This window comes from Blastococcus aggregatus (genome assembly GCF_900221005.1).
In the GTDB taxonomy this organism is placed as follows: Bacteria; Actinomycetota; Actinomycetes; order Mycobacteriales; family Geodermatophilaceae; genus Blastococcus; species Blastococcus aggregatus.
In genome coordinates this window covers 1-13,604 of sequence record NZ_OBQI01000007.1, presented here as the reverse complement: position 1 = coordinate 13,604, position 13,604 = coordinate 1, and the positions used below count along the sequence as shown (strand labels likewise).

9 protein-coding genes and 2 tRNA genes are annotated in these 13,604 nt (G+C 70.0%); 3 read left to right on the top strand and 8 right to left on the bottom strand.

What is annotated here, in order from left to right; genetic code table 11:
• Positions 1 to 40: 40 nt before the first annotated feature.
• The gene (gene valS, locus CRP29_RS20025) at positions 41 to 2,626 is read left to right on the top strand and encodes a valine--tRNA ligase (RefSeq protein WP_097196841.1); all 2,586 of its coding nucleotides are present in this window, start codon (positions 41 to 43) and stop codon (positions 2,624 to 2,626) included.
• A gap of 66 nt (positions 2,627 to 2,692) precedes the next feature.
• On the opposite strand, the gene CRP29_RS20020 is transcribed toward valS, so the two are convergent.
• On the bottom strand, positions 2,693 to 3,229 hold the full coding sequence (locus CRP29_RS20020; RefSeq protein ID WP_097196840.1) for a DUF1697 domain-containing protein: 537 nt from the start codon (positions 3,227 to 3,229) through the stop codon (positions 2,693 to 2,695).
• A gap of 151 nt (positions 3,230 to 3,380) precedes the next feature.
• On the opposite strand from CRP29_RS20020, the gene CRP29_RS20015 reads away from it, so the two are divergent.
• Positions 3,381 to 4,304, top strand: a complete 924-nt coding sequence (locus tag CRP29_RS20015) for a DUF559 domain-containing protein (protein WP_101541105.1) — start codon at positions 3,381 to 3,383, stop codon at positions 4,302 to 4,304.
• A gap of 126 nt (positions 4,305 to 4,430) precedes the next feature.
• Here CRP29_RS20015 and clpX read toward each other — a convergent pair whose 3' ends face one another.
• The 6 genes from clpX to CRP29_RS19985 all read right to left on the bottom strand — a co-directional run bounded on the left by clpX (position 4,431) and on the right by CRP29_RS19985 (position 10,783).
• Entirely contained in the window at positions 4,431 to 5,699 is a 1,269-nt protein-coding gene (gene clpX / locus CRP29_RS20010; RefSeq protein ID WP_097196838.1) for an ATP-dependent Clp protease ATP-binding subunit ClpX, read from the bottom strand.
• Positions 5,700 to 6,022: 323 nt separating this feature from the next.
• A complete protein-coding gene (locus CRP29_RS20005) occupies positions 6,023 to 6,652 on the bottom strand; it encodes an ATP-dependent Clp protease proteolytic subunit (protein WP_097196837.1) in 630 nt (209 codons plus the stop codon).
• Positions 6,653 to 6,668: 16 nt separating this feature from the next.
• Entirely contained in the window at positions 6,669 to 7,307 is a 639-nt protein-coding gene (locus CRP29_RS20000; protein ID WP_425427112.1) for an ATP-dependent Clp protease proteolytic subunit, read from the bottom strand.
• A 285-nt stretch (positions 7,308 to 7,592) separates the two neighbouring features.
• Positions 7,593 to 9,041, bottom strand: a complete 1,449-nt coding sequence (tig, locus tag CRP29_RS19995; RefSeq protein WP_097196835.1) for a trigger factor — start codon at positions 9,039 to 9,041, stop codon at positions 7,593 to 7,595.
• Between the two features lie 165 nt (positions 9,042 to 9,206).
• Positions 9,207 to 9,283 (bottom strand) — tRNA-Pro (locus tag CRP29_RS19990).
• 51 nt (positions 9,284 to 9,334) lie between these two features.
• The gene (locus tag CRP29_RS19985) at positions 9,335 to 10,783 is read right to left on the bottom strand and encodes an amidase (protein WP_217991686.1); all 1,449 of its coding nucleotides are present in this window, start codon (positions 10,781 to 10,783) and stop codon (positions 9,335 to 9,337) included.
• A 77-nt stretch (positions 10,784 to 10,860) separates the two neighbouring features.
• Between CRP29_RS19985 and CRP29_RS19980 the strand changes: the two genes are divergently transcribed.
• Positions 10,861 to 10,934, top strand: a tRNA-Gly gene (locus CRP29_RS19980).
• Between the two features lie 310 nt (positions 10,935 to 11,244).
• On the opposite strand, the gene CRP29_RS19975 is transcribed toward CRP29_RS19980, so the two are convergent.
• Positions 11,245 to 13,467, bottom strand: a complete 2,223-nt coding sequence (locus tag CRP29_RS19975; RefSeq protein ID WP_245853122.1) for a type ISP restriction/modification enzyme — start codon at positions 13,465 to 13,467, stop codon at positions 11,245 to 11,247.
• Positions 13,468 to 13,604 lie beyond the last annotated feature (137 nt).

The following is a 13,604-nucleotide window of genomic DNA, read 5'->3' as shown; positions in this document are numbered from 1 at the left end:
TGCTCAGGATGCCAGGGGACCGGTTCCTAGACTGAGGCACATGGCTCCCGACAGCGCGACCCCGGCCACTCCTGCCCCGGCAGCGTCCGTCGACGTACCCGAGAAGCCGACGATCGACGGGCTCGAGGAGAAGTGGGTCGAGCGCTGGGCGGCCGAGGACACCTACGCCTTCGACCGGGACGCCGCGCTCCAGGCGCCCCGCGAGCAGATCTACTCGATCGACACCCCCCCGCCGACCGCGTCGGGCTCGCTGCACGTCGGGCACGTGTTCAGCTACACGCACACCGACTTCGTCGCCCGCTACCAGCGCATGCGGGGCAAGCACGTCTACTACCCGATGGGCTGGGACGACAACGGCCTGCCGACCGAGCGCCGGGTGCAGAACTACTACGGGGTCCGCTGCGACCCCGCGCTCCCCTACGACCCGTCCTTCGAGCCCCCCGCCAAGCCGGGCAAGGACCAGGTGCCGGTCTCCCGTCGCAACTTCGTCGAGCTCTGCATGCAGCTCACCGAGGCCGACGAGGCCGAGTTCGAGAAGCTCTGGCGCCGCGTCGGGCTCTCGGTGGACTGGTCGAACGTCTACCGGACGATCTCCGAGCGCTCCCGCGCCACCGCGCAGAAGATGTTCCTCGGCAACCTGGCCCGCGGCGAGGCCTACGCCCAGGAGGCGCCGACCCTCTGGGACGTGAGCTTCCGGACCGCCGTCGCGCAGGCCGAGCTCGAGGACCGCGAGCGCCCCGGCGCCTACCACCGGGTCTCCTTCGCCGGCCCGGACGGCCCGGTCGTCATCGAGACCACCCGCCCCGAGCTGCTGCCCGCCTGCGTCGCCCTGGTGGCCCACCCGGACGACGAGCGCTACCAGCCGCTGTTCGGGAAGACCGTGCGGACGCCGCTGTTCGACGTCGAGGTGCCCGTGATGGCGCACCGCCTGGCCGAGAAGGACAAGGGCTCGGGCATCGCGATGATCTGCACCTTCGGCGACCTGACCGACGTCATCTGGTGGCGCGAGCTGCAGCTGCCGACCCGCGCCGTCATCGGCTGGGACGGCCGCTTCCTCGCCGAGCCGCCGGCGGGCGTCCCCGACCGGCCCTACGACGAGCTGGCCGGCAAGACGTCCTTCAGCGCCCAGCAGCGGATCGTGGAGCTGCTGCGGGAGTCCGGCGACCTGCTCGACGAGCCGCGGCCGATCACCCACCCGGTCAAGTTCTACGAGAAGGGCGACCGCCCGCTCGAGATCGTCACCACCCGCCAGTGGTACATCCGCAACGGTGGCCGGGACGGCGACCTCCGCGACGCGCTGGTCGCCCGCGGCCGGGAGATCCAGTGGGTGCCCGACCACATGCGGCACCGCTACGAGAACTGGGTCGAGGGCCTCAACGGTGACTGGCTGATCAGCCGCCAGCGGTTCTTCGGCGTCCCGTTCCCCGTCTGGTACCGCCTCGACGCCGAGGGCGAGCCGATCCACGACGAGCCGATCCTGGCCGACGAGGCCTCGCTGCCGGTCGACCCGTCGTCCGACGTGCCGCCGGGCTTCGACGAGTCGCAGCGCGGCGTGCCCGGCGGGTTCATGGCCGACCCCGACGTCATGGACACCTGGGCGACGTCGTCCCTCTCGCCGCAGGTCGCCTCGGGCTGGGACACCGACCCGGAGCTGTTCGCCGCCGTCTTCCCGATGGATCTGCGCCCGCAGGCGCACGACATCATCCGTACCTGGCTGTTCTCGACCGTGGTGCGCTCGCACTACGAGTTCGGCACGGTGCCGTGGTCGCACGCGGCGATCTCCGGGTTCGTCGTCGACCCCGACCGCAAGAAGATGTCGAAGTCCAAGGGCAACGCGACGACGCCGATCGACGTCCTGGAGCGGTACGGCACCGACGCGGTGCGCTGGCGGGCCGCGGGTGCGCGCCCGGGTGCGGACTCGCCGTTCGACGAGACGCAGATGAAGGTCGGCCGCCGGCTGGCGATGAAGATCCTCAACGTCGGCAAGTTCGTGCTGGGTCTGGGCGCCTCGGCGTCCTCGACCGTCGAGCAGGTCACCGAGCCGATCGACCTCGGCCTGCTCACCGCCCTCGGCCGGGTGGTGGACGAGGCGACCGCGGCGATGGAGGCCTACAACTACACCCGCGCGCTCGAGGTCAGCGAGACGTTCTTCTGGTCGTTCTGCGACGACTACGTGGAGCTGGTGAAGTCCCGCGCCTACGGGACCGGCCCCGCGGCGGCCTCCGCGCAGGCGGCGCTGGCGGTGGCCCTCGAGGTGCAGCTGCGGCTGTTCGCCCCGGTGCTGCCGTTCGTGACCGAGGAGGTCTGGTCCTGGTGGCAGGCCGGCTCCGTGCACCGCTCCGCCTGGCCGGTGGCCTCCGCGCTGCCCGCCGACGGCGACCCCGCCGTGGTGACCGCGACCGCCGCGGCGCTGGCCGGCGTGCGCAAGGCCAAGTCCGACGCGAAGGTCTCCATGCGGGCCGACGTCGCGACGGCGACGGTGCGCGCGCCCGCCGCTCAGGTGCCGCTGATCGAGGCCGCCCGCGCCGACCTGGTCGACGCCGGCCGGATCGCGACGCTCGCCGTCCAGCCCGGTGAGGGCGAGCTGACCGTCGAGGTCGTCCTCGCCGAGGTCGCCGACGCCTGACTCCACCGCAGTCCGACCGCTGAACCCGGGCGACCCACGTCCGACCCCTGGATGGGTCGTCCGGGTTCAGCGGTCCGAGGCCAGCTCGGCGAGCTTGCGCACCGTGTTCCAGTTGCGCGCGGTTCCGGCCACTCCCAGCAGCCGGTCCCACTTCCAGCGGCCCATCGGGCTCTGCTGGAGGCCGTCCGGCAGCCACAGGTAGAGCTCGCGGCCCTGGACCCCGTAGCGGCCGCCGTCAGCCGGGGGCAGCGCAGCGACCCGCTCCGCGTCCGGCGCGGTCGGGAAGAAGGTCACCGAGTAGCGGGACGGGTCGGCCGCCACGTCGCCGAGGGGATCGGCCGCGACCACGTCGGCGACCTCCTCCCCGCTCCGCACCACCACCGGGACGTCGAGACCGAACTCTTCCGCGATGGCGACGGCGAGGTCGGCCGCCAGGTCCGTCTCGCCGAGGGGGCTGTCGAGGACGACGTTGCCGCTGGCCAGGTGGGTGCGCACCGTGCCGTATCCCCGTGCGCCGAGCGCCTCGCGGAGCTGCGGCATGGACACCCGGCGGGTGGAGCCGAGGTTGATCGCCCGCAGCAGCGCGACGTACCGCGTGGTCACCCGCCGACCCTAGCGCCGGGCCCGGCGCGTCTCACCGATCGTCGAACCCGGACGACCCACGACTGGCGCTCCCCTGGGCCGTGCGGGTTCACCGGTCGCGTCGTCCACAGGGCGTCTGCGGGGGAGGTCGCAGATCGGCGAGCCTTTCGGCGTGCCCCGGCCGGTCGACCTCCTCCCTCACGGCGTCGCCCGCCGCGCGGACGTCACCGCGGTCACCAGCACCAGCACCGTCGGCCGCTGGCTGGCACAGGGCCGCCTGCTGGTCGTGGCGCCGGGCGTGGTCGCGCTGCCCGACCGGACCGTGAGGTGGGCGGACCGTGCACGGGCCGCGACGCTGTACGCGGACGCGCCGCTCAGCCACCTCTCGGCACTCACGGCGGCCGGCCTCGTACGCCCGACGGCGGGGCCCCTGCACGTGACGGTGGAGCTCGCCCGCTGCCTTCGGGACGCCTCGGACGTGCTGGTGCACCGCTCCGGACGACGCCTCACCACGATCCGCTGCGACGGCCTCGAGGTGATCGAGCCGGCGCGGAGCCTGGTCGATGCGTGGTGGTGGGCCTGGTCACCGACGCGTAATCGGCGCGCGCCGGCCGAGCGACCCCTGGTGCGGCAGGCGGTCATCGAGGCGGTGCGGACACGCGCGGTCCGTGCCTCCGCGGTACGGCGCCAGTCCGACCGGACGCCGCGCCACGCCGGACGAGTGGAACTCGTCGCGCTGCTGGAACTCGTGGAGCGCGGGTGCCAGAGCGAGCTCGAGATCTTCGGCGTGCAGCACGTGCTCCCCGGCCCACCGACGGTGCCGGCGTTCGTCCAGCAGCACCGGGTCGTCCTGCCCGACGGGCGGGCCGCCGAGCTGGACGCGGCGTGGCCGGAGGCCGGGGTCGCCGTGGAGCTGGACGGCGCGGCGTTCCACGGCAGCCGCGAGGCCCGGGAGCGGGATCTGCGCCGCGACAATGCGCTGGCCACGCTGGGGTGGGTGGTGCTGCGCTTCAGCTATGAACGCCTGGTGAGCGACCCTGCGGGGTGCCGGCGGGAGATCGAGGCCGTCGTGCGCCGGCGGCTGGCCGACCGGTGAACCCGGGTGCCCCAGGACGCCGGACCTGGTGGGCCATCCGGGTTCAACGGTCCCGAGCGGCGGGGCACAGGAACGCGAACGGCCCGCCCCCGCAGTGGGGACGGGCCGTCGACGCGGTTGCTCGGGTCAGGCGGACTTCTCGCGACGCTCGCGGGTGGGCTTGCGCGGCACGATGGTGGGGTTGACGTGCTCCAGCACGACCTCCTTGGTGATCACCACGGAGGCGACGTCCTCCCGGCTGGGGATGTCGTACATGACCGACTGGAGCACCTCCTCCATGATCGCGCGGAGCCCGCGGGCGCCGGTGCCGCGGAGGATCGCCTGGTCGGCGATGGCCTCGAGCGCGTCGTCGGTGAACTCCAGCTCCACGCCGTCGAGCTCGAAGAGCTTCCGGTACTGGCGCACCAGGGCGTTCTTCGGCTCGGTGAGGATGTTGATCAGCGCCTCGCGGTCCAGCTTCTGCACGCTGGTGATCACCGGGAGACGGCCGATGAACTCGGGGATCATGCCGAACTTCAGCAGGTCCTCGGGCATGACCTCGGCGAAGGCGTTGGCCTCCGCGATCTCGGCCTTGCCCCGCACCTCGGCGCCGAAGCCGATGCCCTGCTTGCTGGTGCGCGCCTCGATGACCTTCTCCAGGCCGGCGAACGCGCCACCCACGATGAACAGCACGTTCGTCGTGTCGATCTGGATGAACTCCTGGTGCGGGTGCTTGCGCCCACCCTGCGGGGGCACCGACGCCGTCGTCCCCTCGAGGATCTTCAGCAGCGCCTGCTGCACGCCCTCACCGGAGACGTCGCGGGTGATCGACGGGTTCTCGCTCTTGCGGGCGATCTTGTCGACCTCGTCGATGTAGATGATGCCGGTCTCGGCGCGCTTGACGTCGTAGTCGGCGGCCTGGATCAGCTTCAGCAGGATGTTCTCGACGTCCTCGCCGACGTAGCCCGCCTCGGTCAGCGCCGTGGCGTCGGCGATCGCGAAGGGCACGTTCAGCATCCGCGCGAGGGTCTGCGCCAGGTGCGTCTTGCCGCAGCCGGTCGGGCCCATCAGCAGGATGTTGGACTTGGCGAGCTCCACGCCCTCGTCGCGGCGGTCACCGCCGGCCTGGATCCGCTTGTAGTGGTTGTAGACGGCCACCGAGAGCGTGCGCTTGGCCTTGTCCTGACCGATGACGTACTGCTCGAGGAAGTCGTGGATCTCCTTCGGCTTCGGCAGTTCGTCGAACTTGAGGTCCGAGGACTCCGACAGCTCTTCCTCGATGATCTCGTTGCAGAGGTCGATGCACTCGTCGCAGATGTAGACCCCGGGGCCCGCGATGAGCTTCTTGACCTGCTTCTGGCTCTTCCCGCAGAAGGAGCACTTGAGCAGGTCACCGCTCTCACCGATTCGTGCCACCTGCTGACCTCCGGTTCGGATTCGCAGCCCTGGAACCAGGTGCCTGCGTCGTCGTCGCTGCTGATCTTCGCCCGTGCAGTCCCCACTCGGCGGGGCTCTCGTCCCGGCCCTCGAGGCCGGGGTTCAGGCGTCCGCCGAACGTACCTGCCGTCACCGACGCCGCCGGGCAATGACTCACCCGGTTGACGCCGGCCCGTCCCACTTCCGTACCGCTCGCCTCGCGGCCCAGCCCTGGCCCGGGAGTGCCCTCCCGAACCGCTGGACCCTTCGACGGTACGAGCCGGGGACGCGACACGCGCGGCCCCGGCTCGCGCCGGGAAGGATCAGACCGCGGGAAGGGCGTTGAGCTTCCGGCTCTGGATCACCTGGTCGACGATGCCGTAGTCCTTCGCCTCCTGAGCGGTGAGGATCTTGTCCCGGTCGATGTCCTTGCGGATCTGCTCGGTCGAACGACCGGTGTGCCGCGCCAGGATCTCCTCCATCTGCACCCGCACCCGCTGGATCTCCGCGGCGTGGATCTCGAGGTCGGAGACCTGACCGCCCGCCTCACCCGAGGGCTGGTGGATCAGCACGCGGGAGTAGGGCAGGGCCAGGCGCTTGCCCGGCGTCCCGGCCGCCAGCAGGACCGCGGCCGCCGAGGCGGCCTGGCCCATGCACACGGTCTGGATGTCGGGGCGGACGAACATCATGGTGTCGTAGATCGCCATGAGCGAGGTGAACGAGCCACCGGGAGAGTTGATGTAGATCGTGATGTCGCGGTCCGGGTCGGTGGACTCCAGCGTGATCAGCTGGGCCATGACGTCGTTGGCCGAGGCGTCGTCGATCTGCACCCCGAGGAAGATGATGCGTTCCTCGAAGAGCTTGTTGTAGGGGTTGGACTCCTTCATGCCGTAGCTCGTGCGCTCCACGAAGGAGGGCAGGATGTAGCGGCTGGAGGGCATCTGGAAGCTCATGTCAGTCCCTCCGGACTCAGTTGTCGGTGACCGGGTTGGTGCTGTCGGTCATGGTCGCCTTGCTCACCACGTGGTCGACGAAGCCGTACTCGAGGGCCTCCGGCGCGGTGAACCAGCGGTCGCGGTCCGAGTCGGTCTCGATCTGCTCGATGCTCTGCCCCGTGTGCAGCGCCTGGAGCTCGTTGAGCTCCTTCTTGGTGCGGCGGAACAGGTCGGCCTGGATGGCGATGTCGGCCGCGGTTCCGCCGACGCCGGCCGAGGGCTGGTGCATCATGATCCGCGCGTGCGGCAGCGCGTAGCGCTTGCCCGCAGTGCCCGCGGTGAGCAGGAACTGGCCCATCGAGGCGGCCAGGCCCATGCCGTACGTGGCGACGTCGCAGTCGATGAACTGCATCGTGTCGTAGATCGCCATGCCGGCGCTGACCGAGCCGCCGGGCGAGTTGATGTAGAGGTGGATGTCGCTCTTGGGGTCCTCGGCGGACAGCAGCAGCATCTGGGCGGCGAGCTGGTTGGCGATGACGTCGTCCACCTGCGTGCCGAGGAAGATGATGCGCTCGCGCAGCAGGCGCTCGTAGACGGAGTCTCCGAGGTTCATCATTCCGCCGGCGCCGCGCATCATGGGTGCGCTCGCGAGGTTCGGGTGGGTAGTGCTCACGGGTGCGGTGACCTCCGTAGGACTGTCCAGCAGTCGGTCTCGGTGGACTGGTTGTTCGTGTGCGGGGCGATGGTGCGGGCTTCGACGGCCCTCCGGGGAACGGTGCTCCCCGGCGATTCGCCTGAGTCCTGTCGACCCTAACGCGCACCTCCGACGGTGCAGTCCCGCAACGGGTGGTGTTCGCCGACGGCGCAGCGACCAGGCAGGAAATCGGCCCGGAAACGACGGACGCCGCCCCACCCGGTGTCGGGTGGAGCGGCGTTCCGAGCGCTGGCGCGGAGGCGATCAGGCCTTGTCGACGGCCTCGGTGTCGTCGACGGCGCCCTCGATCGCCTCGACGGCGGCGGCCTCCGCGGAGAACTCGGCGTCGATCTGCTCCTCGTCGGCGTCGTCCCCGGCCGGGGCCTGGACGGTCTGCGGGCGCAGCGCCTCGAGGTCGACGGTGTTGCCCGACGCGTCGGTGATCGTCGTCTGCTCGAGCAGCTGGGCCAGCGTCTTCGTCCGGCGCACGTCGGCGACGAACTCGGCGATGTTGTTGCCCTGCTGCAGCTGCTGCGCGTACTGCTCCGGGCTCATCCGGTTGCGCTGGGCCTGCGCCATGATCTGCGCGGAGAGGTCGTCGTTGTCGACGGTGACCTCACGGGCGTCGGCGATCGCGTCCAGGATGAACTGCGTCCGGACGGCCTCCTCGACGTTCTTGCGCTGGTCGGCGTCGTAGGCCTCGCGGCTCTCGACGCCGGACATCTTGAGGAAGCTGTCCCAGTCCATGCCGGCCTGCTGCAGCTCGCCCTCGAAGGCGCGGTTGCGCCACTCGATCTCGCGCTCGACCAGGTTGTCGGGCATCGGCACCTCGACGGCCTCGAGCAGGTGCTCGACGAGCTTGTCGCGGGCCTGCGCGCCCTGCTGGATCACCTTGGTGCGGGACAGGCGGGTGCGGACGTCCTCGCGCAGCTCGGCCAGGGTGTCGAACTCGCTGGCGGTGGAGGCGAAGTCGTCGTCGAGCTCGGGGAGCTCCTTCTCCTTCACCGAGCGGACGGTGACGGTGACGTCGGCCGACTCGCCGGCGTTCGGGCCGGAGAGCAGGGCGGTCTGGAAGGTCTTCGACTCCTCGGCGGAGAGCCCGCGGACGGCGTCGTCGAGGCCCTCCATCAGGTTGCCGGAGCCGACCTCGTAGGACATGCCGGTGGTCGAGCCGTCCTCGAGGACCTCGTCGCCGAGCTTGGCCTCGAGGTCGATGGAGACGAAGTCGCCGTCCTGGGCGGCGCGCTCGACGGACTGCAGCATCCCGAAGCGCTCGCGCATGACGGTGATCTGCTGGTCGATCTCCTCGTCGGTGACCTCGACGTCGTCGACGGTGACCGCGAGGGCGTCCAGGGCGGGCAGCTCGAGCTGCGGGGCGACGTCGACCTCGGCGGTGAACTCGAGGGTCTGGTTGTCCTCGAGCTTGGTCACCTCGATCTCGGGCTGGCCCAGGACGCGGACCTGGTTCTCGCGGACGACCTCGGAGTAGACCTCCGGGATCGCGTGCTGGACGACCTGCTCCAGGACGACGGGCCGGCCGATGCGCTGGTCGAGCACGCGGTTCGGGACCTTGCCGGGACGGAAGCCGGGGACGCGGACCTGCTTGCCCAGCTCCTTGTAGACCTCACCGAAGGCGTGGTCCAGGTCCCCCCAAGCCACCTCGATCGCCATCCGGACCCGCGTGGGGCCCAGTTCCTCGATGGTGCTCTTCACAGCGGCAGTGCTCCTCGGTAAGACAGCGGGTGGGGCGCTCGGTGCTCGACGGCGCCGCGTCGACCCACGAGTCTACGGACGTCGTGGCTCGGCCGGGCTGACGGGATGTGAACCCGTGCAGGACGACCTGGTCGGGGCGACAGGATGTGAGCCTGCAGCACGACCTGGTCGGGGTGACAGGATTTGAACCTGCGGCCCCCTGCTCCCAAAGCAGGTGCGCTACCAAGCTGCGCCACACCCCGTGGCTGCCCGAGTCTAGGCGGGTCGGCCACCGGCTCCCGCCGGCACGGAGCTCAGGCGCTCACCGGCGGCCGGCGGCCCGCCCACGGAGCAGCCTCCTCCAGCGCGGCCGCGACCCGGACGAGCACGTCCTCCCGGCCGAACGCCGCGACGATCTGGACCCCGACCGGCAGGCCGTCGTCGCTCCAGTGCAGCGGCAGGCTGATGGCCGGCTGACCGGTGACGTTGAACTGCGCGGTGTAGGGCAGGAAGCTGCCGATCCGGCGGCCCTCCTCCTCCGGACCGGCCCCGGTGAACCAGCCCAGCTCGGGCGGCGGCGCCGCCACGGTCGGGGTGACCAGCAGGTCGAACCCTCGGCCGCCGTGCTCCTCCGGCGTCCAGAAGGCCGCCATGCGGCGGACCCAGCCGCCCAGGTACGCCCGTGCGGCGAGGTAGTCGGTGGCCGGCATCTCCCGCCCGACGGCGCGGTACATCGCGTTGCGCGGCTCCAGCTCGTCGTCGGCGATCGCCCGGCCCAGCGCGAACTGCTCGAGCGCGGAGAGGGTCACGGCAGTGTCGGCCGCGATGGTCGCGGTAAAGAAGCGCGAGAACAGCTCGTCGAACATGGCGTCCGGCGTCCCGGGTTCGACGACGCAGCCCAGCTCCTCGAGCAGCCGGCCGGCGTCCGCGACCGCGGCGCGGCAGTCGGGGTGGTCCAGGTACTGCTCCCCCGGCGCGGCGTCCAGGAGGCCGACGCGCAGCCGGCCGACGGGGGCACCCACCTCGGCGGCCAGCGGCCGGACGAAGGCCGGCGCCGGGTACGGGTCGCCCGGCATGAAGGCGCTGATCGCATCGAGGACGGCGGCGGCGTCGCGGACCGTCCGGGTGACGGCGCCGTCGATGGTGGCGCCGGCCCAGCCCTCGCCGACGTCGGGCCCCTGGCTGACGCGGGCGCGGGTGGGCTTGAGGCCGACCAGGCCGCACTCGCTAGCGGGGATGCGGATGGAGCCGCCGCCGTCGTTGGCGTGCGCGATCGGCACCAGCCCCGCGGCCACGGCCGCCGCCGAGCCGCCGCTCGAACCGCCGGTGGAATGGCCGGGGTTCCACGGGTTGCGGGCCGGGGCGTTGCACACCGGCTCGGTGGTGATGGTGGTGCCGAACTCCGGCACGTTGGTGCGGCCGAGGAAGACGAACCCGGCGGCGCGGAACTGCTGCGCGAGGTAGCTGTCGGCCGGCCAGCGCACGTCGCCGAGGAAGGACGTGCCGTACTGGGTGGTCTCGCCGGCGACGTGGCAGCCGAGGTCCTTGAGCAGCATCGGGACGCCGCGGAACGGACCGTCGGGGAGCTCTCCGGCCGCCTCCTTGCGGGCTTCGGCGAACCGGTCGCGGATGACCGCGTCGAGCTGCGGGTTCACCCGCTCGATCCGCTCGATGGCGTCCTCGACGAGTTCGACAGGGCTGGCCTGGCCGCTGCGTACGAGCTCGGCCTGGGCGGTCGCGTCCATCCACGTGGTCTGCGTCACGCGGAGCACCGTAGCGGCGTCGCGCCCGGGTTGGCGCAGCTGCGAGCGCCCCGGCCGTTAGGCTGTCCGGGCACCTCGCGGGTGTAGCTCAATGGTAGAGCCCCAGCCTTCCAAGCTGGCCATGCCGGTTCGATCCCGGTCACCCGCTCCACGCACTGACCAGCAGATTTGCTCGTCTGTGCAGCTCAGCGCGGCGTTGGGGCCGCTCCCGTGCCTTATGGGTGCTGACCCCTGCTACCCCCTGACCACCGGCTTTGGCCGGTGCTTAAGGCACGCGAAAGGCACGCCGAAGGCACGGCCCGGCCGCGGATGACCTCGACGTCGTGCAGCTTCCGAGCACGGGCCGCCGGCCCACGAGCGGCGGCAGGCACGGACCCGCTCGGTGTCGTCTCGTGGTTGGTCGCTGCCCCCCGCGGTAGTGGCCGGCGGACCGTGATCGCGGCCTGGCCGTCCGGTGCCGTTCACCCGTCGTGGCGGATATCGAGCGGGGGCAGGGAGTCCACCACCTTGACCGTCTCCAAGGAGACTGTGACGATGCGTGCCAGCAGGTCGAGGATGTAGCGCGGATCGCCGACTTCGCGGGACCAGTCGTTGGGGTCGTTGACGATGCCCGACGCCTTGTCGGTCTTCACCCAGTAGCGGTCGATGATCCACTCGATGGCCGAGCGGCTTCCCAACGTGTACCGGTACGCCTCCTCTGGGACGCCGCGCAGGGTAATCCGGTCGTTGTATCGGATCATCGACCGGTCGTGTCGAAGCCCGGCGGCCTTCTGCTCGGCGGTCGGCTTGCCGAAGGTCATCTTCTTGTCTCCGACGGCGAAGAACTCGTAGTCCGCCTCGCCACCGGGACCGGAGACGTCAAGCCCCTCCAGCGGGCACGGCTCGACGGTCTCGTAGCTCAGGTGCAGCGCGGCCAACTGCTTACCTGCGTCGGCGAAGGCGCGGAAGTCCTTGGCGAACGGGATTCGCGGCAGCATCTTCTTCAGGTCCGCCGCGTAGGTCTCCCGATACTCCGGCGAGTGCAGCAGCCCGTAAACGTAGTCGAAGATGTCGTCCTTGCTGATCGACTCTCCGGGGTAGGCCGCGGTGAACGCTGCGAGCGCCTCGTCGGTGATGTTGTCGATCCGCCGGTAGCCGTCGACCACTTCGCCCGCGTGGACCTCGAACATCCCCGAGTCGTTGACCTTCTCGTATCGCCACCTCGGGAAGTACTGGGCCGTATCAAGAGTGTGCAGGTCCGGCAGGTCGTTGATCATCAGCAGCGAAAACGGAGCGTGTGACGCCGCATCTGTGAGCGAGAAGCCAACATTCTCGAGGCCGTTAGGGAAGAGGTACGGCGTGGAGTAGAGCTGATCGTTAAGGTGGCGGTCCCAGTAGACCCACTGCGTAGTGAACGGGCGAAAGGCTGCCCTGCGCAGGTTTTGAGGATCGAACTGCATCGTCACGCCGCGGCGCACGGCCGACTCCAGCGTCCGGCTCCACTTGATCTGCCGCTCGTCTGCATTTAGCAGTGTCGACGAATCCGCCGCGAGAGCTTGGCGGTCCCGTTCGTACGCGAGGATGAGTTGCTCGATGTTCCGTTGGAGCGCCACCCGCGAGGAGCCGTAGGCCCAGTTCGATCGAGCGGTATTGATCCCCTTCGAGTACAGCCCGAAGACAGCGAGACCCTTCGCCTTGGCCCCGATGGACATGTAGGCCGCAAAATCCTGGCCACGCTGATGGAGCCAGTCACCGTGCTCGTTGGGGGTGATCGCCAGCGAGCTTAGGCCGCTTATGCTGCCCGCAGAAACGACCTCAGCAACCTTTTCGGTTGCTGTGGTGAAATCACCGACCTGTGAATAGTAGATGGTCGCCGGCTTTGTGGCGTGCGGTCGCTTGACCAGCACAACGATGGCGATGGTCGCGATCGAACCGCCAGAGCCCTTGGCGAATGCTTCCCAAATTGGCCGACCCTCGGCGCCGCCTTGTCGCCGGTTCCCCCGCAGGTTAAAGACGTGGATGGCAGCAAATTCCTCCGCGAGCGCCTGGCGCATGCCGTCGGCAGCGTTGGAGTCTAGGAAGCCCCCGTTGGTAACGAAGGCGACGATGCCGCGGTCGCCGAGGCGGAGGGTGGCCCATTTGATGGCCCGTATGTAGGAGTCGTACAGCGTGCGCTTCGACGTGGCGGTTGACCGCGCGACGTAGGTGCGTTCGATCTCGCCGTCCAGAGTCGGATATTTCTCGTTGGCGTTGTCGTCATTGGCGGAATCCTGCCCCACTGAGTACGGCGGATTGCCGACGATGACCTGGATGGGCAACTGCTTCTGCCGCTCTAGCCGTTCATTGTTCTCCGGCATGACGTCGATGTCCTGCTGGTCGTTGTCCTCCCACGACTGGAAGCTGTCGGTGAGCACGAGCCCGGGGAATGGCAGCGGCGTCCCCTCCAGCTCCTCGAACGTGGTCTCGATGTTCGCCGCGGCGATGTAGTACGCCAGCAGCAGAATCTCGTTGGCGTGCAGCTCGTTGGCGTACTTGCGCGCCAGGTCGTGCGGTTCGATGAGGCCGCTCTGCAGCAGCCGCACCAGGAAAGTGCCAGTGCCGGTGAACGGGTCGAGCACGTGCACGCCCTCGTCGGTCAGCCCCTGGCCGAACTCCGCGCGCAGCACCTCGTCGGCCGAGCGCAGGATGAAGTCGACGATCTCCACCGGTGTATAGACGATCCCCAGCTTCGACACCGTCTTCGGGAAGGGACTGCTGCACGAGTAGGTGACATCTGATCTGTGGTGCCAAGGGGTGCCGCTGGAAGGATGTTCACCGTGCCCAAGCCCTACCCCCAGGAGTT